The 22,541-nt window shown below is 67.4% G+C and carries 19 protein-coding genes; 11 read left to right on the top strand and 8 right to left on the bottom strand.

Annotated elements, in window-relative coordinates; translation table 11 throughout:
- Positions 1-115 precede the first annotated feature (115 nt).
- Genes KA383_04535 through KA383_04525 form a run of 3 tightly spaced genes read left to right on the top strand, consistent with a single transcriptional unit; the run spans position 116 to position 3,546 of the window.
- Positions 116-916, top strand: coding sequence for a hypothetical protein (locus KA383_04535; GenBank protein ID MBP7745376.1), 801 nt, complete (start codon positions 116-118; stop codon positions 914-916).
- A gap of 9 nt (positions 917-925) precedes the next feature.
- Positions 926-2,623, top strand: a complete 1,698-nt coding sequence (locus KA383_04530) for a glycosyltransferase family 39 protein (protein ID MBP7745375.1) — start codon at positions 926-928, stop codon at positions 2,621-2,623.
- Positions 2,620-3,546, top strand: a complete 927-nt coding sequence (locus KA383_04525) for a hypothetical protein (GenBank protein MBP7745374.1) — start codon at positions 2,620-2,622, stop codon at positions 3,544-3,546. Before KA383_04530 ends, KA383_04525 begins: the two co-directional genes overlap by 4 nt.
- Before the next feature lie 274 nt (positions 3,547-3,820).
- Here the strand turns inward: KA383_04525 and KA383_04520 are convergent, their stop codons facing one another.
- From KA383_04520 to KA383_04510, 3 genes are all read right to left on the bottom strand, one after another.
- Positions 3,821-4,837 (bottom strand): MoxR family ATPase, encoded by a 1,017-nt coding sequence (locus KA383_04520; protein MBP7745373.1) that lies wholly within the window; start codon positions 4,835-4,837, stop codon positions 3,821-3,823.
- A gap of 210 nt (positions 4,838-5,047) precedes the next feature.
- Positions 5,048-5,296, bottom strand: a complete 249-nt coding sequence (locus KA383_04515; protein ID MBP7745372.1) for a hypothetical protein — start codon at positions 5,294-5,296, stop codon at positions 5,048-5,050.
- A 116-nt stretch (positions 5,297-5,412) separates the two neighbouring features.
- Entirely contained in the window at positions 5,413-6,540 is a 1,128-nt protein-coding gene (locus KA383_04510) for an aminotransferase class V-fold PLP-dependent enzyme (protein MBP7745371.1), read from the bottom strand.
- Positions 6,541-6,716: 176 nt separating this feature from the next.
- On the opposite strand from KA383_04510, the gene hslU reads away from it, so the two are divergent.
- A complete protein-coding gene (gene hslU / locus KA383_04505; GenBank protein MBP7745370.1) occupies positions 6,717-8,057 on the top strand; it encodes an ATP-dependent protease ATPase subunit HslU in 1,341 nt (446 codons plus the stop codon).
- A 167-nt stretch (positions 8,058-8,224) separates the two neighbouring features.
- Here the strand turns inward: hslU and KA383_04500 are convergent, their stop codons facing one another.
- Complete coding sequence (locus KA383_04500; protein ID MBP7745369.1) at positions 8,225-9,046, bottom strand: tetratricopeptide repeat protein; 822 nt, start codon at positions 9,044-9,046, stop codon at positions 8,225-8,227.
- 74 nt (positions 9,047-9,120) lie between these two features.
- The gene (locus tag KA383_04495; GenBank protein MBP7745368.1) at positions 9,121-10,866 is read right to left on the bottom strand and encodes a BatD family protein; all 1,746 of its coding nucleotides are present in this window, start codon (positions 10,864-10,866) and stop codon (positions 9,121-9,123) included.
- A gap of 172 nt (positions 10,867-11,038) precedes the next feature.
- On the opposite strand from KA383_04495, the gene KA383_04490 reads away from it, so the two are divergent.
- From KA383_04490 to KA383_04480, 3 genes are all read left to right on the top strand, one after another.
- Positions 11,039-11,503 (top strand): hypothetical protein, encoded by a 465-nt coding sequence (locus tag KA383_04490; GenBank protein ID MBP7745367.1) that lies wholly within the window; start codon positions 11,039-11,041, stop codon positions 11,501-11,503.
- A 215-nt stretch (positions 11,504-11,718) separates the two neighbouring features.
- The gene (locus KA383_04485; protein ID MBP7745366.1) at positions 11,719-13,443 is read left to right on the top strand and encodes an iron ABC transporter permease; all 1,725 of its coding nucleotides are present in this window, start codon (positions 11,719-11,721) and stop codon (positions 13,441-13,443) included.
- Between the two features lie 51 nt (positions 13,444-13,494).
- Complete coding sequence (locus KA383_04480) at positions 13,495-14,598, top strand: type II/IV secretion system protein (protein ID MBP7745365.1); 1,104 nt, start codon at positions 13,495-13,497, stop codon at positions 14,596-14,598.
- 50 nt (positions 14,599-14,648) lie between these two features.
- On the opposite strand, the gene KA383_04475 is transcribed toward KA383_04480, so the two are convergent.
- From KA383_04475 to KA383_04465, 3 genes are read right to left on the bottom strand one after another with little or no spacing between them, the layout of a single operon-like run.
- Positions 14,649-15,866, bottom strand: coding sequence for an ABC transporter permease (locus KA383_04475; GenBank protein ID MBP7745364.1), 1,218 nt, complete (start codon positions 15,864-15,866; stop codon positions 14,649-14,651).
- Positions 15,867-15,869: 3 nt separating this feature from the next.
- The gene (locus tag KA383_04470; protein ID MBP7745363.1) at positions 15,870-16,577 is read right to left on the bottom strand and encodes an ABC transporter ATP-binding protein; all 708 of its coding nucleotides are present in this window, start codon (positions 16,575-16,577) and stop codon (positions 15,870-15,872) included.
- The gene (locus KA383_04465; GenBank protein ID MBP7745362.1) at positions 16,577-17,773 is read right to left on the bottom strand and encodes an efflux RND transporter periplasmic adaptor subunit; all 1,197 of its coding nucleotides are present in this window, start codon (positions 17,771-17,773) and stop codon (positions 16,577-16,579) included. Before KA383_04465 ends, KA383_04470 begins: the two co-directional genes overlap by 1 nt.
- Positions 17,774-18,025: 252 nt before the next feature.
- On the opposite strand from KA383_04465, the gene KA383_04460 reads away from it, so the two are divergent.
- From KA383_04460 to KA383_04445, 4 genes are all read left to right on the top strand, one after another.
- Entirely contained in the window at positions 18,026-19,582 is a 1,557-nt protein-coding gene (locus tag KA383_04460; protein MBP7745361.1) for an aldehyde dehydrogenase family protein, read from the top strand.
- Between the two features lie 125 nt (positions 19,583-19,707).
- Positions 19,708-21,009 carry a tRNA 2-thiouridine(34) synthase MnmA gene (gene mnmA / locus KA383_04455; GenBank protein MBP7745360.1) on the top strand — a complete coding sequence of 434 codons (1,302 nt, stop codon included), beginning with the start codon at positions 19,708-19,710 and terminating at the stop codon, positions 21,007-21,009.
- Complete coding sequence (locus KA383_04450) at positions 21,006-21,503, top strand: DinB family protein (GenBank protein MBP7745359.1); 498 nt, start codon at positions 21,006-21,008, stop codon at positions 21,501-21,503. The genes mnmA and KA383_04450 overlap by 4 nt, the downstream gene beginning before the upstream one ends.
- Before the next feature lie 20 nt (positions 21,504-21,523).
- Positions 21,524-22,540, top strand: a complete 1,017-nt coding sequence (locus tag KA383_04445) for a glycosyltransferase family 9 protein (protein ID MBP7745358.1) — start codon at positions 21,524-21,526, stop codon at positions 22,538-22,540.
- Position 22,541 lies beyond the last annotated feature (1 nt).

The following is a 22,541-nucleotide window of genomic DNA, read 5'->3' as shown; positions in this document are numbered from 1 at the left end:
GCATCGAACGGTCGAAGTAGCCCCCGGCCATGCGTTATGATGCAGCCTGGTCGCGAGCCGGTCAACCGACCCCGCGGGCAGGCCCAGGCCGTGCCCCGGCGACGGAGCAGGTTGCATGGATGCCCCCGCAAGTTCGTCCGCATCGCACTCCACCACGCCGGTGGCGGCGCCGCGTGTCATGCGCTTCGCGTGTGTCGAGCCGGACCGTGAGCAGATCGCGCGGCTGGTGCACCTCCAGCCGGGGCGCGACAATCACCGCCGCTGGTTCGATTTGATCGATGAATTGCTGGCGACCCTGCCGCGGCTCATGCGGCCGCGGGGCGTGTTTCGCATCGACGAGGTCGCGTCGCTGCAAACGCGGCGGATCACGCTCGCGTCGGGGGCGGTGTTCGACGGGGCCATCAGCAGCTTCCTGGCACACTCGCGCCTGATGGCCACGTTCGTCGTGACGATCGGCTCGGGCGTCGAGCGGCTCAGTCGCGGCTGGCTGCGGGCGGGCAAAGTCATGCCGGGGACCATCGCGGATGCGATTGCGTCGGAGGCCGTGGAGGCGACGGCGCAGCGACTGAACGACGAAGTGCGGCACTGGGCCCGGTCACGCGGCATGGACATCACGCCGCCGTACAGCCCCGGCTACTGCGGCATGACGGTGTGCCAGCAGGTGCCGCTGTTCGCGAGCCTGCCGACGCAGGCCATCAACGTGCAGCTCACGCCGAGCTGCCTGATGGTGCCCGTGAAGTCGATTTCCGGGCTGATCGGCATCGGCCCGGCGGACCTGGTCAGCCCGCATGGCTACCCGTGCGAGGCGTGCACACACCCGGATTGCATGCAGCGTCGCGCGCCACTGCGGCCGGAGCTGCGTGGACAGAACTGGGGGACCGCCGATGAGACTTGCCCGCCACCGCCGGGCGCGTAGCATCCCGGCATGCCGAGCGAGATCGAGGCGGGTCCTGGGCAATCGCGCGCCACGGCGCGGGCGACACTGTTCGCGCTCGTGCTCATTCTCATCGGGGCGGGCGCGCTGCGCTTGCCGGCGCTCGACACCGTGCCGCCGGGGCTGAACCAGGACGAAGCCTGTAACGCGTGGAATGCGTACTGCCTGCTGAAGACCGGCCGCGACCAGTTCGGCGTGCCGTGGCCGATCTTCTATACGCGGGCGCTGGGGGAGAATCGCAGCACGTTGTTTCTGTACTGGATGCGACCGTTTCAGGCGGTGTGCGGCTTGAGCATCTGGGCGACACGTCTCCCGGCGGCGGCGGGTGGGCTGCTGACGATCCTGCTAATGTACTGGGTGGGTGCGCGGCTGTTCGACCGCGGGACGGGGCTCGCGGCGGCGGCGCTGCTGGCGGCCAATCCGATCCATATTCAGATGACGCGGTGGGGACACGAAGCGTCGCTAACGCCGTTGCTGACATTGCTGCCACTGGCGGGGCTGCTCTGGGCCGGGCTGTGGCCCGCAACCCCGGCCCCCTCCCCGGCGACGCGGGGCATCCTACGGGCGCTGCTCGCGGGGTTGCTAACCGGCGTGTGCTGCTACGGCTATCCGGCGGTGCGGCTGTTCGTGCCGGTGTTTCTGCTCGCCGTAGCGGCGGTGACGTGGCGAGGATGGTGGCCGCTGCTGCGCGAGCGGCGTGGCCGGCTGGCGGTTCTCGCCTGGGTGGTCGGCTTCGTCGTGACGTTCGGGCCACTGGCGTATGTGCACGTGGCGGAGCCGCACAAGATCGCCCGCCGGGGCGATGTGACCTGGGCGTGGCTGGACGATGATCCGCCGGCGACGCGCGTCGCGGCCGTGCTGGTACGCTACATCAGCCACTTCAGCCCCGATGTGCTGTTCTGGCGCGGCGATGAGTACGACCGCGTCTGGACGCCGAGGACCGGCTTCATGCCGCGGTACACGCTGCCGCTGCTGATCGCGGGCGCGGCGGTGTGCGGGGCACGACTGGGACGGGGCCGGGCGGCGAGTGTGCTGCTCGCGGCGGTGCTGCTGTACCCCGTGGCCGACTGCCTCAACTGGCACGTCAGCCTGCAGGCGCTGCGGAGTTCGGCGGGGCTGTGGGCGCTCGTGCTGCTGGCGGCGCTGGGTATCAGCGGGACTGTGGGTTGGCTCCGGCGGCAGCGATTGACGGCGTACGCATTGGTGGGCGGCGTCGCGCTGCTCGCGCTGGCGACGATGGAGGGCCGGCAGTTCTGGCGTGCCTACGCGGTGGAGCGCAGCCGGGACGTGCTGGTGCGGCGTGCGAATCACGCGGATTTGGTTGCCGCGTGTGCATGGCTGCGTTCGAGACTCGCGGACGTCGATGCGGTGGTCTGCACAACGGAGGGCTTCAATCAGCCGTACGTCATTACGGTCGTAGCGCTCGGGTACAGCCCGGAGCAGTGGTTCGCCGAGCCGCGTGTATGGGAGGCTGGCGAGGTCTGGGACCATTGGTCGCGATACGGGAAGCTGTATTTCGCCGGTGCGGCCGAGCGGGCGGCCCTGCTGGACGCGTGGCGCGCCGATGGACGCGAGCAGCGGGTGCTGCTCCTGGTGCGTCCCGGCGAGCCGGTCATCGGTGAGCGGATTCACCGGATTCAGTGGTTTGGCGAGTACACGGCGCTCGAGATCTACGAGGCGCGGCTATGAGTGCGAGCGAGCCAACAACCACGCGCGCTGCGCCGCGGGTCATTCAGCTACCGCCGCCGGAGGTGAAACGGACTTCGCCATGGTTGGTGCTGGTCATTGTGGTGCTCGCGGCGTTGATCGCGGGGCTGGGACTGACCTTGCCCGCACCGGCCAACTGGCTGGTCGTTATGCTCATGATTGGCGTTGCAGCCGGTTTATTGCTTGGGTTCTGGTGGGTGACAGCTCGAAGTCGGCGCGTGCGCGCCGAGTTTTTCGCCAGGCATCCGGACTGTCATCGTGACCAGTGCGTCAACGCCGTCGTTAATCTCGTGCGTGGCAAAGTGCCCGCGGCGGGCGTGCTGCTGGAGGCGCTTGGTCGTGCTGACGGCACCCGGCCGGTCTCCGCGCAGATCATCTGCGCCGCGCTGATCGAGCCGCCGGACGTGGGTGACCTCCGATTCGAACCATACATTATCACGGCCACTGAACTGCTATGGCGACGCCTGCTTGTGCTGCCGTTCGCCCTGGCGCTGCTCACGGTGTGGCTGCTGCAGGTCGTACACGTCATTCCCGGCCGTGTGTTCAACCTGGGCTCGTTCACATATGTCATCGCCATCGGCATCGGGACGGGCATCGCGTGGGTCTGGAAGAGTGGTTTCCGGCCGACGTATGTGCGACTCGCGCCGGGCATCGTGCAGATCATCGAATATGGCCTGCGAGGTCGGAAGCCGGTGATCCGCAGCTATCCGATGGAGGCTGGCACTGTCGTGGTCTTCAAGGGCGAGAAGCAGAACGTCACGGTGACGCTGCTGCGCGGCGAACAGCGGGATGTGCTCCCATTCGGAGCCGTGCGGAAGCGGGCGGAGAAGCTCGAACGACTGTGGTGGGCCCTGCTCTCGACGGCCCCGACGCCACCCCTGAGCGACGAGGACCTGCTCGGCTAGCCGTGACCGGCTTCAGCCGGTGGAAGGAGGCCGCTCACTCCTCTGTCTTTTTCTTTCCTCTCCGCCGGGCTCGAAGAGCCCGGCGGAGAGGAGGACGATCAAGCACCTCAGCCTATACCCCACGAACTGAAGTTGGTGGCAAACGCCGGTCGGCTGAAGCCGACCAAGTGATGCACGGCTCATCACTAACCGACCAGAGGTCGGTCCCCCTGTCCTTAGCGCGAACCGACCAGAGGTCGGTCCCCCACAGGGCACGTTGACGGATTCTCCAGCGCTACGCCGCCTTGTCGGCTGCGGTCGGCAGGGCGGTGAGGATGTCGTTCAGGACGAAGTCTGTGCTCAGCCCCTCCGCCTCGCCTTCGAAGTTCAGCAGCAGGCGATGGCGCATCGCCGGCAGGGCGGCCTTTTTCACGTCGTCGAAGCTCACGTTGTACCGGCCATCGAGCATTGCGTAGATCTTCGCCGCCAGCGTCACCGCCTGGGCCCCGCGCGGGCTGCTCCCCCAACGCACGTACTTGTTCACGCTCGGCGGCGCGAACTGGCCGTTCGGATGCGTCGCCAGCACCAGCCGGATTGCGTAATCCTGCACGTGCGGCGCGACCACCACGCGCTTGACCAGCTCCTGCCCGGCGATGATGCGCTCGCCGGTGAGCACCGGCTGAATCTGCGGCTTGTAGCCGGACGTCGTGCGGTCGAGGATTGTCTTCAGCTCGTCGCGGTCGGAGTAACCGACGAGCAGCTTGAAGAAGAAGCGGTCGAGCTGCGCCTCGGGCAGCGGATACGTGCCTTCCTGCTCGATCGGGTTCTGCGTGGCGAGCACGAAGAATGGCTCCTTCAGCGTGTATTTCGTGCCGCCGGACGTGACCGTGTGTTCCTGCATCGCTTCGAGCAGCGCGGATTGCGTCTTCGGCGTGGCGCGGTTGATCTCGTCGGCGAGGATCATCTGCCCGAACAGCGGCCCGCGCTGAAACTGGAAACCGCGCCGCCCGGTCGCCGGGTCTTCGGTGATGATGTTCGTGCCGATAATGTCGGCCGGCATCAGGTCCGGCGTGAACTGGATGCGCGCGAATTCGAGACTCAGCGCTTCGGATAGCGTGCGGATGAGCAGGGTCTTGCCGAGGCCGGGCACGCCTTCGAGCAGCGCGTGTCCGCCAGCGAAGAGGCATGCGAGCACGCCCTCGACGATCTCCTGCTGCCCGACGATCATCTTGCCGACTTCGTCGCGCAGCTTCTTGAACTCATCCCGGAACTCCGCGACCTGCTGCTCGACCTGGACGCCGCTGCTCGCCATGTGTCTCTCCGCCTTTCCGCCGCGCGGGGGGCACAGGCGCAACCGCCGTGCCGGAGCCGCGAGCCGGACGAGATTCTAAAGGGAATACGGCGGAAGGGCGACGGGGCCGCAAGGTGACCGACGGGGCCGGGTCAGCGCAAGCCAAGCCGGGCGGATGCGACCGCGGTTTGACACACCCCTTTCCCCTCTCGAAGAGGAGGGGAGTTGGACCTACAGCAGCGGGCGACCCCAGGGCGTCTCGTACGCCTCGTCATTGATCACGGCGAAGAACCCGTCGTCATCCACGCTGATGTCGTACAGCGCGTCGCTGATCCCGCGGGAGGCGAAGTAGAACGTCAGGGCGTCACGCAGGACCGTTTCCTCGGCGTCGCGCGGGATGTCGAGGTCGATCGTGCGAACTTCCGTGTTCGCGTAGCCGTAGCGGGGCACACAGCGGATCATGAGGGCGGTCTTCTTCATCGCTTCATTCCGGGGCGACTTACCCAGCACAAACGTCGCCGCTAATTAATTATACCTATCGACCCCCATGACTTTTCAAGCGGGGGCGGCAACAGCCGATAGTTTTTGCCCCGCGCCTAGTGCCCAGGCAGCGCGGCCACCAGTTGCTCGACCTCCTCGGCCGAGTTGTAAAAGTGCGGGCTCGCGCGCAGCCGTCCCAATCGGCGGGCGACGACAATCTTGAACTCCTCGCGCAAGTGCCGCTGCAGCATGACCATATCGTGCTTATCCGACGCAAAGGAGACAATGCCGCTCCACTCGCTGGGCGTCCGCGGGCTGGCGATCTTCCACCCCTTGCGCCGCAGACCCTCGACGAGCTGGTCCGTGAGCTGCTTAATCCGGCGTTGTATCTCTTCGATGCCCGTTTCCAGCAGCAGGTTCAGTGACGCGCCCAGGGCACAGATGCCGGCCACGTTGTACGCGCCGCTGTCGAATCGCCGGGCGTCGTCGCGGTAATCAATCTTGCGCTCGCGGGTGTCAAAATCCTGCTTCATGCAGAGGTAACCCGGTTCGCTGGGGCGCAGGTGGCCGATCAGTTCGCGGCGGCAATAGAAGAGTCCGGCGCCGTCGGGGCCACACAGCCACTTGTGCCCGTCGGCGGCCAGGAAGTCGATGTTCATCGCCCGGACGTCGAGCGGGTGCACGCCGAGCGCCTGGATGGCGTCCACACACAGCAGTACGCCCTTGTTCTTGCAAAGTTCGCCCAGCCGCGTCAGGTCCGTCCGGAAGCCGTTGCTCCACTGGACCGCGGACACGGCCACCACCCGCGTCCGCTTGTCGATCGCGGCCGCCAGGCGGTCGAACGGCACGCGGCCGTCCTCCTCCGAGACGATCTTCATGCCGACGCCGCGGTGCTCGAGGTTCATCCACGGGTAGACGTTGGCCGGGAACTCCATCGTGTTCGACACGACGTTGTCGCCGGTAACCCACGGGATGCCGTTGGCGACGTAGTTGATGCCCTCGCACGTGTTCTTGATGAAAGTGATTTCATCGGCGTGGGCGTTGATCAGCCGGGCCGCCGCCTGGCGCACGTGGTCGAGGGCGCGGTAGTACGTCCCGTGGAGGTACGCCGACTCGGACAGCTCGCGGGCGTACGCCGCCAGCGCGTCCGCGGCCGGTCCGGACAGCGGGGCCACTCCCGCGTGGTCCTGGAAGTTGTACCGCCGCGTGATCGGAAACTTCGAACGGATGTCTTCGAGTGCCATGCTGCAACGTCCCTGCCGTGGCGCACGACGCGCCGCCGAGCATCGTATTGTACGGCCGGCGGGCAAACCTGTCGCGGGGCCGCGCGCGAATTGGCGGCCGATGGCGCGGCGGGCTATGATAAGCTCCGGGCGTTGGGCCGGCACGAGCCGTGCACCGCCGACAGAAAGCAACCCGGATGACTGAGCTGACACCCCGCCAGATCGTGGCCGCCCTCGACCGGTACATCATCGGCCAGGAGGACGCGAAGCGCGCCGTGGCGATTGCGATCCGCAACCGCTGGCGCCGCCTCCAACTGCCGAAGTCCCTGCGCAACGACGTCTGCCCGAAGAACATCCTGATGATTGGCCCGACCGGCGTCGGCAAGACGGAGATTGCGCGGCGGCTGGCGCAGCTCGTCGCCGCACCGTTCATCAAGGTCGAGGCGACGAAGTTCACTGAAGTGGGCTATGTCGGCCGCGACGTGGATAGCATCGTCCGCGACCTGGTCGAGCGGGCGGTGGCGATGGAACGCGAGCGCGCCGCCCGCAGCGTCCGCGAGCGGGCCGTGCAGGCGGCGGAAGACCGCGTTCTCGACCAGTTGCTGCCGGGCATGGATGCCGGCGAGGGTGGCGGCGATGAGCAGGCTGAACGTCGGCAGCGGACACGCGAGAAGCTGCGGCAGCAGCTTCAGGCGGGCGGGCTGGCGGAGCGCAGCGTGGACGTGCACGTGGACGAGCGCATGGTGCCGTCGCACGTGATGGCCACGATGGGGCTCGACCAGATGGGACCGGAGTTCGATCACTTCCTGGAGAAGATCATCCCGTCGCGCGGCCACCGCCGGCGGATGTCCGTGCCCGAGGCGCTCGAGCTGATGACGCAGCAGGAGATCGACCGGCTGATCGACCAGGATGCGCTGCACCACGGCGCGATCCGGCACTGCGAAGAGTCGGGCATGGTCTTCCTGGATGAGCTGGACAAGATCTGCGGCAGTGGGCTGACGGAAGGCTCCGGGCCGGAGGTTTCACGCAGCGGCGTGCAGCGCGATTTGCTGCCGCTGGTCGAGGGGACCAGCATCAGCACGCGCTACGGCATGGTGCGGACCGATCACATCCTCTTCATCGCGGCGGGGGCGTTCACGCAGGCACGTCCGAGCGACCTGATGCCCGAGCTGCAGGGTCGGTTTCCGCTCCGCGTCGAGCTGTCCGACCTGGCCGCGGAGGACTACTACCGCATCCTGACGGAGCCGGAGAACGCGCTGATCAAGCAGCAGGTCGCGCTGATGCAGGCCGAGGGTGTGACGCTGAAGTTCACCGACGAGGCGATCGTCGAGATGGCGCAGATGGCGTTCCGCGCGAACCAGATCCTGGAGAACATCGGCGCCCGCCGGCTGTACACGATTGTCGAAAAGGTCGTTGAGGAGATCGCTTTCAACGCGTCCGATGCGGCGAACAAGGACGTCACGATCGACGTGGACTACGTCCGTATGCGGCTCGCGGACATCCTCGCGGACGAGGAGCGGAGCCAATACGAGCTGTAGCGGGCGCAACAACGTGACAAGGTGACAAGGCAACAACGTAACAAAGTGTGCCCCGTGCGCAGATTCACGCCCTGCGCACGGCGGGCGGCATGAATCACCCTCAACGGGCGCGAAGTGGCCCGCATTATCACCTTGTTACCCCGTTCCCTTGTTACGCGGCGCAGCGACTAGACGCGTTCGAGCGCGCCCGCCTGCACCCAGCCGGTCTGATCGTTGGGCAACCGGACTTCCGCCCAATCGCCAACTTGCTGGAGGATGCGCAGCTCGACACCCCGGCCGAGCGGCTGCTTCAACGCGAGATCGGAACCTTCGCCACGACCCAGTCGCAGGTGCGTTTCCGCGACGACCACCGCCGGCGGACGCACGCCCTCGTCGTGAATCTGCCAGCTCAGTGACGCCGCCGCGGCGAGTGCGAACGCCGCAGCCAGCGCGCCGGGAATCCAGAGTGTGCGTTTCCGCCAGTGGACGCCGGCGAACAAAAGTGGCCAACCGAGGATGGACAGCAGCGACAATGCCCAGAAGCGGCCGGTCGCAGACGTGTTGTAGTGCCAGAAGAGGATCTGCCGCGCGAGGCGTGTCTCGCCGCTGGCCGTGATGCGCGGCTCCACGCGGTCGCGGGCATAGCGAAGGTTCGCGGCCAGTCGCTCGTCGCCGGGGTCGAGCGCGACGGCGCGGCGGTAATGCACAATTGCACGCCCGACATCGCCGAGGCGGAAGTAGACATTACCGAGGTTGTACTCTAGGCCGGCGTTGCACAGGCCGGCGTCGCGGAGCGCCTGGAACCCGTCGGCGGACTGGCGATACAGGTCAGCGGCCTGCGTGGGATCTTGGCGAGCAATGGCGACAGCCTGGTCGTAGGCCTGCAAGGCGTCGCGGAGGATTTCGCGCTGGCGGGCCGGGGGGAGTGAGTCCGCCTGAACGGGGGAAACGAACAGGGTGACGACGAGCAACGCGAGAAGCCCGACGCACGCGAGATGCCGGGAGATCAAACGTTTCCCCTGCCCCCTCCCAGGGAAGGAGGGAAGTTGGCAGACGCTACCTGGAACCACGCTCGCGCAGCCCGTCATAGTCGCTCCCGCTCCAACGCCCGGAGACAGGCAACCGCCTGGGTGCATAACTCATCGCCGGCCGCCGGGGCGGCGCCGGCAAACGCGGCTTCTTCGCAACGCTGAATTACCGCCGACCACTGCGCAAGCAGCTGGGTCCGGACGCCACAACCCTGCAGGAATTCAAGCGCCGCGGCCCCCGCGAAACGGGCCGGGGGCTCGTTGAAGCGGTCGGCCAGGTAGCCGGCGAGCGCCGCTGTGATTTCGCTGGCGAGCGCGGGGCCGGCGTAGCTGCGCGCCTGGTCTATGCGCCGGCGGGCGGTACGCAGGGCCGCGCGGCGCCGCAGCCGGGCGGGGTCCGCCGACCGGCGTTGCACGAACACCAGGCCGGCCCAGGCGGCGAAGGCGATGGCCGGCGGCGCGAACGCAGCGATGGCAACCGCGCGCGGCGTGATGATCGCCGGGCTGCTCAGCAACGCCAGTTCGCTGGTCTCGACGTCGCGCAGGCCGTCGAGTGCCTGCAGATTCGTCGCGTCCGGCGCGGGAGTCGGCGCACGCGGCACGGCGACATCCGGGGCGGAGACTTCCGCCGACGGCAGCACTTCGAGCGCGATCGGCTTGCTGCGGGCGACCACGAAGCGCTCCGCGTCCGGATCGAAATAGGGGTAGGCGATGGACGGAATCTCACGCACATCATCCCGCTTGGCGCGGACGGTGAAGCGAAACCGCCGCCGGCCCTCGAACACCTCGCCTGTCAACAGCTCGGTGGGCAGGCGGAAGCCCTCGACGAGCGCGGCGTTGCTGCTGAGCAGCGGCGGGGGCAGCGTCTCGACAGGGCCTTCTCCGAGCAGATCGACGGTCACTTCGATGGGATCACCCACGCGAACGGTCCGCGGCTGGGCCCCCACCCGGATGTCGAATAGTCCAACTGCGCCGTTGAAGTCCGCGGGGCGGCCCTCCATGGGAACCGGTAGCACTTCGACGGACTCGATGGTTGGCCGGATGCGGAGGTTGCGAATGCCACCGCGCGTCGGGTAATCGACGCCGATCTCAATGTTGTCGAAGGTCAGCGGACCCGGTCGTTCGGCGACGAACTGGATCGTGAATTCGTACGCATAAAAGAGCTCTTGCGGGTCACCCCCGGGACGCGGCCGCGCGCGGCGCGGGTCGTTGCTGATCTGCAGCGGGAACGGGCCAAACTCGATCGGCCGGATCTGGCGGAGCATGGTGCCGGCGTCGAGGATCTGGTTGCCGTAGCGGGCGGGCTTGATCCAGAGGGTGAGCGTGATGGGCACCCGCTGCCCGACGTACAGGCGGCTGCGGCCGGTCACGATGTCGGCGAGGCAGAGCTGGCCGGCATCGCTGGGCCGGACGGTCAGCGTCACGGGGCGCGTCCTGAACGCCTGGCCATCCACCGTGACGGGGACGGCGGGGATGACAAGTTCGCCCACGGCTGTCGGGGTGACCTCAAACGAATACGTGCGGGAGCGCGAGTGCGTCACGCGGCCATTGATGATGGACGTCTGCTCGAAGTCGGACGCGCCGCCCAGATCGCGGACGGTGGCGTTGGCCAGTTCCGGCAGCTTCGGCGGCTCGCAGGACTGGAAGTTGGTGATTTCGATCGCGACAGTGAACGCCTCCCCGGCATGCTGCTCGCGACTGTTGACCTTCAGTTCGACACTCGGCTGGGCGACGAGCGCCGGCGCGCACGCCAGCACGAGCAGTCCAAGCGTCCAGCGGATGCCAGGTGCGTATCGCCTCATGACCGGTAGTACGGCCCCACGGGCGGGCCGGGTTCGGACCCAGTTCGGCGCCACGCCTCCGTGGCGCGGCGGAGCACAACATTGTACGCGGCCAGCGCGCGCCGGTGAACCCACCCGCGCGGCAGGCGCGCTGCCGCCGACCCGTTATCATACATGGACGTGGGAGAACGCCATGACCGAACACAAACCGGCTGCGGTCCCAACGCTGGTCTCGATCCTGGTCTGCGACCAGGTTATCGATGACAAGCTGAGCAACAAGAAGAGCGCCATCGGCATCTTCAACACGATCCTCGTGCCGAAGGTGCCCATGGCGATTCACCAGTTGGCGATCCTCGCTTCGGTGACGGAAATCGTGGGCCGGGTGGAGCTGGAAATCCGGCTCGTGCGCGACTCCGACGATGCCGTGCTGTTCAGCGGCAAGGGCGCGGTAGAGGCCCCGGACCCGCTGGCGGTCGTGGACCTGCTCTTTGCCATGCAGGGCGTGAAAATCCCCGAGGCCGGGCAGTACGCATTCGAGCTGCTGAGTGGGGGGGAGTTGCTGGGTCGACGCCGGTTCCAGGTGTGGGTCCGACCCCAAGGCCCCGGCATGCCGCCGAGTATCCCTCCAGGGACGGCTCTGCCGCCGACGCCGACATAGTCTGATGTCCGCGGACGGTCGCCGGACGCATGGTACGGCGATCCCGAAATGGGTGGTACGGGCATCCTCAATCGGGTGGTACGGGCATCTTGTCCGTCCGTTCGACGGGCGGGACGCCTAAACCACCCGGTGTGTACTGGCGGGACAACTCGGATTGCATCCTCTATAGTGACCCCCCGTTTATGTGTCCGCGCACCTGAGGAAATCCGCCCGCGATGCGCCGTCGGTTGCCGTCCCTGAGTCTGACACTGCTGCTCCTGGCCGTGCTGGCCGCCGTGCTGCTTGCGCCCATCTGGGCCGTCGTGCGGGCAGGGTTCGAGGACGACGCGGGGGGCTTCACGCTCGTGTGGTTCGAGGATGTTTTCAGCTACTCGGCGTACATGGAGGGGCTCTGGAACAGCGTCTGGCTGGCGGGCTTCTCAACCCTACTATGCCTGGTCATTTCAATTCCGCTGGTGATGCTGGCCGAGCGTTTCAACTTCGCCGGCAAGCGCTGGTGGCTCGCCCTGGTCCAGGTGCCGATGATCCTGCCGCCGTTCGTCGGGGCCATCGGGATGAAGGGGCTGCTCTCGCGTAACGGCGGTCTCAACCTGCTGCTGGCGCACTGGGGCTGGATCGACCCAGGCAACCCGATCGACTGGCTCCAGTACCCGTTCTGGTCCTGCGTCGTGCTGGAAGCCCTTTATCTGTACCCAATTACATTCCTGAACGTCCAGGCGGCCCTGGCGAACATCGACCCCGCGCTCGACGAGGCCGCTCGCAACCTCGGCTCCGGCGGCTGGCGGCGTTTCTGGCGGATCACGTTGCCGCTGATGCGCCCGGGCATCTTCGCCGGTTCGACGATCGTCTTCATCTGGGCCTTCACCGAGTTGGGCACGCCGCTCATGGTAGGCTACCGCGACGTGACCGCCGTGCAGGTCTTCGACCAGTTGAGCACGACCAACCCGACCGGCGAGGCCTACGCCCTCGTCACCGTCATGCTGGTTGTCAGCGTCGTCCTCTACCTGGTCGGGAAGCTCATCCTCGGTCGACCGGTGCCAGGGATGATGGCGAAGGCGACGGTCGCGAGCGCGCCGCAGCGGCTGGGCTGGCGAGGCACACTGCTCGTCACGCTGCCGTTCGCGCTGGTGTTCGTCGTCGCCGTTCTGCCGCACATCGCGGTCGTGCTCGGCAGCCTCACCTCGACCGGCGTCATCGAGCTCTCACCGGAAAAACTCACCTGGCGCTTCCACGCCACGCTGCTGCACGACGTCGTGGCACTGGGCGAGCCCGGGCGCGGCATGGCCGCGGTCAGCGTCGTCAACAGCTTCAAGTACTCGATCATCGCGACGGTGGTCGACCTGGTGCTCGGCTTCGCGATCGCGTACCTCGTTGTTCGCCGACGTTCGTGGCTGACCGCGCTGCTCGACAGCCTGGCGATGCTGCCGTTGGCGGTGCCGGGGCTCGTGATGGCGTTCGGCTATTTCGTGATGACCCAGGGCGAAACGCCGCTCGAGTTCCTCAACCCCCTCAAGCACGATCCGACGCCGCTGCTGGTGATCGCGTACGCGGTCCGCCGGCTGCCGTTCCAGGTCCGGTCGTGCGCGGCGGGGCTGGAGCAGGCATCGGAAGCGCTGGAAGAAGCGGCGATCAACCTCGGGGCCGGGCCGCTGCGGACCATGCTGCGGATCACGGTGCCGCTGCTGACGGCGAACTTCATCGCGGGCGGGTTGCTGGTGTTCAGCCGCTCCATGCTGGAGGTCTCGGACAGCCTGATTCTGGCGTTCGACAAGGGCGCCTACCCCATGACCAAGGCGATCTACGACATCACCGACAATCCCGAAGTCGGACTGCAGATGGCGGCGGCGTTGGGCGTGTGGGGCATGATCATCCTGACGGCGACCATCATCGGTGCATCTTTGGCGCTCGGAAAACGTCTCGGCGCGCTGTTTCGCGTATAACTCTGTGGCGGCGTGCGCCGGCGCGCGGCCGCCGGAGGTCACGGAATACCGATGGCACAGACTCCTGCCGAGGGCGTGGTTGAGCTGGTTAATGAGCTGCTGCGGCGGGCGCTGGCGGCCCGGGCAAGCGACGTGCACTTCGAGCCGGGGCGGACCGGGTTGCGCGTGCGGTTTCGGGTCGATGCGCTGCTGACCGACGTTGAGGATGTGCCGGCGGCGATCGCGCCCAACGTTGTCGCCCGGCTGAAAGTCATGGCCGGCCTGTTGACGTACCGGTCCGATCTGCCGCAGGAGGGGAGCATCGCCAACGTGCCGGGTCTGCCGCGGTGCGATATTCGCGTGGCGACGTTTCCGACGATCTACGGCGAGCGCGTGGTGCTGCGCTTGCTGGGCGAGACGGTGCGCGCGCGGACGCTGGATGAGTTGGGGCACGCGCTGGCCCTGATTGCCCGGTTGGAGGCGCTGCTGTCGCAACCGCAGGGGCTGCTGCTCGTTTGTGGCCCGGCGGGCAGCGGCAAGACCACGACGTTGCATGCCTTGCTGCAGCGCATCCTGGCCCAGCGGCCGGGGGTGAGCATCATCTCGCTGGAGGATCCGGTCGAGATTCGGCTGGATGGGATCACGCAGGTCGAGGTGCAGCCGGAGCGCGGGCTGACATACCCGGTGGCGCTGCGCAGCCTGCTCCGCCAGGACCCGCAGGTGTTGATGATCGGCGAGGTCCGCGACGCCGAGACGGCCCGGCTGGTCGTCGAGGCGGCGCTCACGGGCCACCTCCTGCTGTCCACGATGCACAGTGGCTCGCCGGCGGAAGCGATCGTGCGGCTGCGCGAGATGGGCCTGCCGGCGTACCAGATCACCAGCACGCTGCACGCGGTGCTGGCGCAACGGTTGCTGCGCACTGTGTGCCCCGATTGCGTCGGTAGGGCGGGGCGGATGGATTGCCCACGCTGTCTCGGCAGCGGCTATGCCGGGCGGACCGCGATCGGGCACTGCGTGACGCTGTCGGCGGCGCTGCGGCAGGCGATCCTGGACGGCGCGGACGTAGCGGCACTGGCCCAGCCGGCGTTGTCCCCGGGCTCATTGCGCGCCGACGCGCAGCGCCTGGTCGATGCGAACCTCACCACGGAAGACGAAGTTTGCCGCGTGCTCGGATGAACTCCGCTCCCTCGCAGCGAGGGGGCGGGGGGAGGGTCGAGCGTGGCGCATTACTCGAACCGCAGCGCGTCGATGGGATTCAGCCGGCTGGCGCGCCAGGCTGGATAGAACCCGAAGAACAGCCCGACACCGGTCGCAAAGGCGATCGCCACCGCGGCCATCCAGTACGACACCTCGGTCTCCCAGCCCAGCCGCTGCGACACGACGTTGGCCACGCCCCAGCCGGCGGCGAAGCCGAACAGTCCGCCGATCGCGCAGAGCACGACCGCCTCGCACAGGAACTGCCCGAGGACGTGCAGCCCGTTGGCGCCGATTGCCATGCGCAACCCGATTTCGCGCGTGCGCTCCGTCACCGACACGAGCATGATGTTCATGATGCCGACGCCGCCGACGATCAACGAGATCGACGCGATGGACGTCAGCAGCAGGTTGAAGGTCCGGGTGGCTTCGGCGTTGGCCTGGGCCATCAGCGACCGGTCCATGATCCGAAAGGTGTCTTCGTCCGTGTCCCCGAGCCGGCGGCGCTGCCGCAGCAGATCGCGGATCTGCTTCTTGGCCTCCGCGAGGGGCACCCCGGGCTTCGCCGCCGCGAAGAGCGTGCCCGAAGGCTCGTTGCCCGCAATCAGGCGTTGAAACGACGTGAACGGGAAGAGGATGATGTCGTCGAAGTCGCGGCCGTCGCTGCCGACGCCCTTCGACTCCAACAGTCCGATCACCTCGAACGCGACGCGGTTCACGCGAATCGTCTGCCCCACCGGCGGCACCGCGCCGAACAGCTCGCGCGCGGCCGTCGACCCGATGCAGCAGACCTTCGCGTTCATGGCCATCTCTTCGTAGTCGAAGCAGCGGCCGACGGAGCAATTCCAGCGGCGGATGTCGAAGAAGCTCGGGTAGACGCCCATCACGCCGGAGCGGTAGTTGCCATACTGGGAGATCACTTGTGCGGGGACGCGGTTGGTCGGCGAGGCCGCCCGCACGGCGGGGCACTCGCGCACGATGGCCTCGGCATCGTCGCGGGTCATGTTCAGCGGCGTCGCCTGGTCGCGATGCACGCCGCCGCGCGTCTCGCCCATGTACCAGATCGTGAGCCAGTCGTCGCCGATGGCGGCGATCTCGCGCTCGACCTTGCGCTGCGCGCCGGTCGCGACGGCGACCATGGCGATGACCGCCCCGATCCCGATCACGATGCCGAGGATCGAGAGTGCGGTGCGGACCTTGTTCTTGCCCAGGCTGTGCAGCGATTCGGCGATGACGGTCAGTGGGCTCATGGTCTACGCCGCCTCGCCTACCGGGTTGTGGCTGTCACGGACGATGCAACCGTCACGAAACACGACCTGCCGCTCGCCAAACGCGGCGATGTCCGCTTCATGCGTGACCAGCACGATGCTGATGCCCTGCTCGCGGTTCATCGTCTGGAGGAGCGTCATGAGCTCCAGGCTGGTACGGCTGTCCAGGTTCCCGGTCGGCTCGTCCGCGAGCACGACCGCGGGCCGCGTGACCAGCGCCCGCGCGACGGCCACGCGCTGCTGCTGCCCGCCGGAAAGCTGATTCGGATGGTGCTTCAACCGGTCGCCCAGGCCGACGCGTTCGAGTACCTCGGTGGCCCGGCGGCGGCGCTCACGCCGCCCGATGCCCTGGTACGCGAGCGGCAAAGCCACGTTGTCCACGATGGACGTGCGCGCCAGCAGGTTGAAGCTCTGGAAGACAAACCCGATGCGCCGATTGCGCAGCGCCGCGAGTTGCCGTCGCGACAGGCGCTCGATCGGCTGGCCTTCGAAGAAGTACTGCCCGCGGTCGAGCTGGTCGAGACAGCCGACCAGGTGCATAAACGTGGATTTCCCGGAGCCGCTCGCGCCGGTGACGGCCACAAACTGGCTGGTTGGAATGGCGAGCGACACGCCGCGCACCGCGGGGATCTCCACCTCCTCGATGTGGTACGATTTCCACGCGTCGCGAATGTCGATCAGGGGCGTGTCCACTACATCCTCGGCATCCGCTGTGTGGCGGCCGGCAGGCGGGCCTTCGCGTTCAGCACCTGCTCGACGACCAGAGCGTCGCCTTCCTTCAACCCCTCCGCTTTCACCTCGGTGAAGCTGCCGTCGTTGAGGCCCAGCTCGACCGCGACCTCGACCGGCTGCGCACCCTCCAGGCGGAAGACCCGCGGCTGAATCGGCTGGCCGCGCCCCGGGCGGCGCCAATCCACCTGCGCCGCCTCCGCCGCGGCCTGCGGATTGAAGCGCAGGGCGGCATTGGGCACCATGAGCACGTCGTCGGCCTTGGCCACCTCGAACAGGATGGTCGCGGTCATGCCCGGCCGCAGTGAAAGATCGGGGTTCTCGACGTCGATGAGCGTGGTGTACGTGACCACATTGTCCACCACGGTTTCCGCGTAGCGCACCTGCGACACTGTGCCGCGGAATCGCCGCCCCGGGAAGGCATCCACGCGAAACTCGGCCGCCATCCCCTCGCGCACGTTGCCGATATCGGTTTCGCTGACGTTCGCGTTTACCCGCATCTTCGTCAGGTCGTTGGCGATCGTGAACAGCGTCGGGGCCGACAGCGACGCCGCCACCGTCTGTCCCGCGTCCACGTCCCGCGAGATCACCACCCCGTCGATCGGCGACTTGATAATCGTTTTTTCGAGCTCGATCGCCGCCATGCGGGCGTCCGCTTCCGCGGCTTCCAGTTGGGCCTCGGCGGCATGCAGGGACGCCGTCGCGGCGGCCTCGGCCGCCTTGGTCGATTGCACCTCGTATTCCGAGGCCGCGTTGCGGGTGAAGGCCTGCTCGATCCGTTCGCGCTCGAGCGTCGCGGTGGAGAGCAGGGCGCGCTGCTCCTCCACGCGGGCCCGGGCGACCGACACGGCTGCTTTGCGCTGTTCGAGCTGCGCCTTGAAGCGGTCCTGGTCGAGCTCGGCGAGCACGAAGTCCTTCGCGACCTTGTCATTGAAGTCGGCGTACCAGCGCGTCACGGTGCCGCTGACCTGTGACCCGACCAGCACCTTCAGCAGCGGCTCCACCGTGCCTGTCGCCGAGACCGTGGAGACGACTGTCCCGCGCTTCACCTCCGCGGTCTTGTAGGTCACCGGCGCGGTGGGCAACAGCCACGTCCGATAGCCGTACCAACCCGCCGTGGTCAACGCCAGCACAACGATGATCGTCGCCACGATGCGCACGAATCGTCCTTCCTTGAGAGCCTGCACGTTGGACCCAGGCGCCGGCGGCAGAGGGCGGCCTGCACAGCCAACCCGGGCCTGCAAATCCAGCACCAAATGATAACCGGCGATTCACCGCCGTCCAACGGCCGAACGGCCTTGGCCCCGCGACATTACGCCGCTAGACTGTGATCTCGCGAATTTACCCGGTGGCTGACCCAGGCGTCGGCTGTGTGGCAGGGTTAGACCCCACATTGTCGAACAGGTGTACCCATGAGCGATTTCCTGAAGACCCTCGGTATCGAGAAGACCAACCTCGGCGGTTTCCACGGCGAGTGGATCGGCTCCGGCCCCAAGCTCGACGTCATCACCCCCATCGACGGCAGCACGATCGGCTCCGTCACGCAGGTCACCGAACAGGAGTACGACAAGATCGTCGCGCGGGCCCAGCAGGCTTTCCTAAACTGGCGCATGGTGCCGGCCCCGAAGCGCGGCGAGCTGGTCCGCCAACTCGGCGTGCGGCTGCGGCAGTTCAAAAAGGAGCTCGGGGCCCTGGTCACGCTAGAAATGGGCAAGATCGCGGCCGAGGGTGAAGGCGAAGTGCAGGAGATGATCGATATCTGCGATTTCGCCTGCGGCTTGTCACGCCAGCTCTATGGCCTGACCATGCACTCCGAGCGCCCCCGGCATCGCATGTACGAGCAGTGGCACCCGCTCGGCGTCGTCGGCGTCATCAGCGCGTTCAACTTCCCCGTCGCCGTGTGGTCGTGGAATAGCGCGCTGGCGGCGGTCTGCGGCGATGCGACGCTCTGGAAGCCCGCCAGCAAGACCCCGCTGACGGCGATCGCCTGCACGAAGAGCGCGCAGCAGGTATGCAAGGACAACGGCTACGATCCGGCGATCTTCTCGCTGGTCATCGGCAAGGGCAGCACCGTGGGCGAGCGGCTGCTGCACGACCCGCGGATTCCGCTCGTGTCGGCGACCGGCAGTTGCCAGATGGGCTACCGCGTCGGCGAGGTCGTCGGCCAGCGCCTGGGTCGGACGATCCTGGAGCTGGGCGGCAACAACGCCATCATCGTGACACCCAGCGCGGACCTCGGCATGGCCGTACGGGCAATCTTGTTCGGCGCGGTCGGCACCGCGGGGCAGCGCTGCACGAGCACGCGGCGGATCATCGTCCACAACTCGGTGCGCGACGATCTCGTGGCGCGGCTGGTGAAGGCGTACAAGTCGGTGCCGATCGGCGATCCGCGCAAGGAAGGCACGCTGATGGGGCCGCTGGTCACGCACCAGGCGGTGACAGACATGCAGAACGCGATCGCGCGGATCAAGCAGGAGGGCGGCGAAATCCTGTACGGCGGTGAGAAGCTCGACGGGGCGGACTATCCCGGCGGGCACTACGTGCGGCCGTGCATCGCCGCGGCGAAGAACGAGTTCAGGATCGTGCAGGAGGAGACCTTCGCGCCGATCCTGTACATCATCGGTTACGGTCAGAAGGGCGCCAACGCCGTGGCGGCCGTGAAGGACATCGACGAAGCCATCGCGCTGCACAACGCCGTCCCGCAGGGCCTGTCGTCCGCGATTTTCAGCACGCACATGCTGGAGACGGAGCGGTTCCTGGCGCACTCGGGCAGCGACTGCGGCATCGCGAACGTCAACATCGGCACCAGCGGCGCGGAAATCGGCGGCGCGTTCGGCGGCGAAAAGGAAACGGGCGGCGGCCGCGAATCCGGCTCGGACGCCTGGAAGGCCTACATGCGCCGCCAGACGAACACGATTAACTGGAGCACGGAGCTGCCACTGGCGCAGGGGATCAAATTCGGCGACTAGGCCGCGCTCCCCGCTAACGTACGAGCACCGTTACGGCCTCGGAGTATTCGCCCGAGGCCGTGGCTTTGGGTGCCTGCACCGGAGCGACAAACGCGGTACGGGCAGCCACGTGCTAAGATAGGGCGATGTCCCGCAACGGTAAGGTCATCGTCGCGATATCCGGCGGCGTGGATTCGTCCGTCGCCGCGTGTCTGCTCAAGGAGCAGGGCTACGACTGCGTCGGCGTGTTCATGCGGGTGGGGCTGGAAGCGACGAAGCGACGAAGCGACGAAGCGACGGAGCCACGAAGCCACGAAGCCACGGAGGGAGAGCCCGTTCCCACGCGCTCACGCTACCACGTTCCCGCGTTCCCACCTTCGCACGTTCCCACGCGTCTCAAGCATGGCTGCTGTTCCGTAGCCGACGCCCTCGACGCGCGCGCCATCGCCGGGCGGCTCGGGATTCCGTTGTACGTGCTCAACTTCGAACGCGATTTCGACGCGATCATCAGTTACTTCGTGGACGAATATGCGCAGGCCCGCACGCCGAATCCCTGCGTCCTCTGCAACATCCACCTGAAATTCGGCAAGCTGCTGCGCTACGCCGACACGCTTGATGCCCAGTTCGTCGCGACCGGGCACTATGCCCGTGTGTTGCAGCATCAAGGGCAGCCGCGCCTGGCACGCTCACTCAACCGCGCAAAGGACCAGTCCTACGTGCTCTTCGGCATCCAGCGGGCCGACCTCCCGCGCTGCCTGTTCCCCATCGGCGAGATCGCCGACAAGGCCGAGGTCCGGCGGATCGCGGCCGACCTCGGGCTCAAAGTTCACGACAAGCCGGACAGCCAGGAGATCTGCTTCGTTCCGGATGGCGACTACAAGGAACTGGTTCGCGCCCGCCGGCCGGAGACACAGCGCCCGGGCGAGGTGCGTGATGCCGCCGGTCACGTACTGGGCACGCACGATGGCGTGGCGAATTTCACGGTCGGCCAGCGCCGCGGACTGGGCATTGCGACCGGCGCACCGATCTACGTGACGCGCCTGAACGTCCTCGACAACACGGTGACGGTCGGTTCGCGCGAGGAGCTGCTCAGCGGTGGCCTGGTCGCCGAGCGCGTGAACTGGCTGACCGATCCGCCGGCGGCAGGGGAGTGGCGACCCGCGACGATCAAGATCCGCCACACGCACACGCCGGCGAGTGGCGCGATCCGCGTAGCAGGATGGGTGGCACGGTCCGGCGCAGCCGGGCCGTGTGAGGCGAACACGACGCTGCCCGAATCGTGCGTCGAGGCTCGCTTCGACGAGCCGCAGGCCGCCGTCACGCCGGGCCAGGCAGCCGTGTTCTGCGATGGCGAGTTCGTACTGGGCGGTGGCTGGATCGCGCACGCGTCGCCGCAGGGACGCGTGACAGGTGGAGATGCGACGGCCAGCCGGAGGGAGCAGCGATGACGAAGTCAGGCAGGTGTAGTCTCGATCTCGGGCCTGTGGCGCACCTCATCGATGAAGCGTACAACAAGAAATCGTGGCACGGTACGAACCTGCGCGGCTCGATCCGCGGGATGTCGGCCACGCAGGCGGCATTTCGCGCCGGCAAGCACAGCATCGCGCAAATTGTCGTCCACTGCGCATACTGGAAATACACCGTCCGCCGCCGGCTGCGCAACGAAAAGCGCGGCTCGTTCGCGCTGAAGGGCAGCAACTGGTTCGCGCTGCCCGAGCCATTGGATGAGGCACACTGGAAGCAGTACGTCGCGCTGCTCGACAGTGAGCAACGGGCGCTGCAGGCCGCCGTGGCGGAGTTGCCGGCGACGCAGATTGACGCCAAGCCCGGCGGCAGCAAAGTGAGCAACCTCGCCTTGCTGCATGGCGTCGCGTTGCACGACGTCTATCACGCTGGCCAGATCCAATTGATCAAGGGCATCGCGAAGGCCGCCCAGGCGTAGCGATGGGTAAGGGACCATAAGTGGCTGACGACTGGCTCATCCTGCACGCCGGCGCACTGGGCGATTTGCTGCTCACGCTCCAGCTCGCACTGCGGCTGCCGGGTGTCGCGGAAAGCGAAGGCGTACGCGTGGTCTCACGCACCGACCCCGGCGATCTGTCCGCCTGCCGGCCGAGCATCGTCCGGCGATCGTCGGAGGGCCTCGGCCTGCACTGGCTCTTCGGCGACCAGGCTGAACCGCCGCCGGAGCGGTTGCGGGCGCTGATCGGCGGGGCCCGCGTGCTGAGTGCCCTGGGCGGTGCGCACACGATCACGCACCATCGACTCGACGCCCTGGCGCCCGCCGCGCTGTACAGCATCGATCCCCGGCCGCGCGACGGCGTCGACCGCCACGTTACGCAACAATGGCAGACGCAGCTCGAGGAGCAGGGGTTGCTCGTGCCGAAGTGCGTGCATCAGCGGCCGGCACAGCGCGGGCTAGGCGTGCCGGAGGAGCTGCGGGCACGCGGGCGGCAGTTGCTGGCGGAATGCGTAGCACGTGCGGGCGCTAACACCGCATCCGCATCTGACCCGCTTGCTGCCGCTCGGGGTTCTGATGGAACGCGCGTGCTCGTTCACCCTGGCAGCGGCGGTGCGTCGAAATGCTGGCCACTCGCGTGCTTTGTCAATGTCGCACGCCGTCTGAGTAAGGCAAATGTGGGTGTCTTCTTCCTCGTCGGCCCTGTTGAATTGGAGCGCTGGGACGACACGCAGCTTGCCGTCCTCGCGGACGAATTCCCCATTCTGCGGTCGCCGTCGCCCGATGAACTTGTTGCGGTGATCGCTGGAGCCACGGCCTTGATTGGCAACGATGCGGGCCCGAGCCATCTCGCGGCCCTGCTGGGCGCGCGGACGGTCGTGATTTTCGGACCCACGGCCTCGTCGGTCTGGCGGCCGCTGGGAGCGGACGTCCGCGTCTTGTCGGGCGACCCGCGAGCCGCAGCGGGCGACTGGGGCCTCGCGCCGGCCGCCGTCGTAAAGGCACTCGGTTTGCCGTAAG

The organism is Phycisphaerae bacterium (genome assembly GCA_017999985.1).
Lineage (GTDB): Bacteria > Planctomycetota > Phycisphaerae > UBA1845 > Fen-1342 > JAGNKU01.
The sequence above is the reverse complement of the archived record's forward strand: the minus strand, read 5'-3'. Positions and strand labels throughout refer to the sequence as shown.

Coding starts and splice junctions, on each gene's coding strand:
- KA383_04535 (MBP7745376.1), top strand. CDS start 116: ATGGATGCCCCCGCAAGTTCGTCCGCATCGCACTCCACCACGCCGGTG.
- KA383_04530 (MBP7745375.1), top strand. CDS start 926: ATGCCGAGCGAGATCGAGGCGGGTCCTGGGCAATCGCGCGCCACGGCG.
- KA383_04525 (MBP7745374.1), top strand. CDS start 2,620: ATGAGTGCGAGCGAGCCAACAACCACGCGCGCTGCGCCGCGGGTCATT.
- KA383_04520 (MBP7745373.1), bottom strand. CDS start 4,837: ATGGCGAGCAGCGGCGTCCAGGTCGAGCAGCAGGTCGCGGAGTTCCGG.
- KA383_04515 (MBP7745372.1), bottom strand. CDS start 5,296: ATGAAGAAGACCGCCCTCATGATCCGCTGTGTGCCCCGCTACGGCTAC.
- KA383_04510 (MBP7745371.1), bottom strand. CDS start 6,540: ATGGCACTCGAAGACATCCGTTCGAAGTTTCCGATCACGCGGCGGTAC.
- hslU (MBP7745370.1), top strand. CDS start 6,717: ATGACTGAGCTGACACCCCGCCAGATCGTGGCCGCCCTCGACCGGTAC.
- KA383_04495 (MBP7745368.1), bottom strand. CDS start 10,866: ATGAGGCGATACGCACCTGGCATCCGCTGGACGCTTGGACTGCTCGTG.
- KA383_04490 (MBP7745367.1), top strand. CDS start 11,039: ATGACCGAACACAAACCGGCTGCGGTCCCAACGCTGGTCTCGATCCTG.
- KA383_04485 (MBP7745366.1), top strand. CDS start 11,719: ATGCGCCGTCGGTTGCCGTCCCTGAGTCTGACACTGCTGCTCCTGGCC.
- KA383_04480 (MBP7745365.1), top strand. CDS start 13,495: ATGGCACAGACTCCTGCCGAGGGCGTGGTTGAGCTGGTTAATGAGCTG.
- KA383_04475 (MBP7745364.1), bottom strand. CDS start 15,866: ATGAGCCCACTGACCGTCATCGCCGAATCGCTGCACAGCCTGGGCAAG.
- KA383_04460 (MBP7745361.1), top strand. CDS start 18,026: ATGAGCGATTTCCTGAAGACCCTCGGTATCGAGAAGACCAACCTCGGC.
- mnmA (MBP7745360.1), top strand. CDS start 19,708: ATGTCCCGCAACGGTAAGGTCATCGTCGCGATATCCGGCGGCGTGGAT.
- KA383_04450 (MBP7745359.1), top strand. CDS start 21,006: ATGACGAAGTCAGGCAGGTGTAGTCTCGATCTCGGGCCTGTGGCGCAC.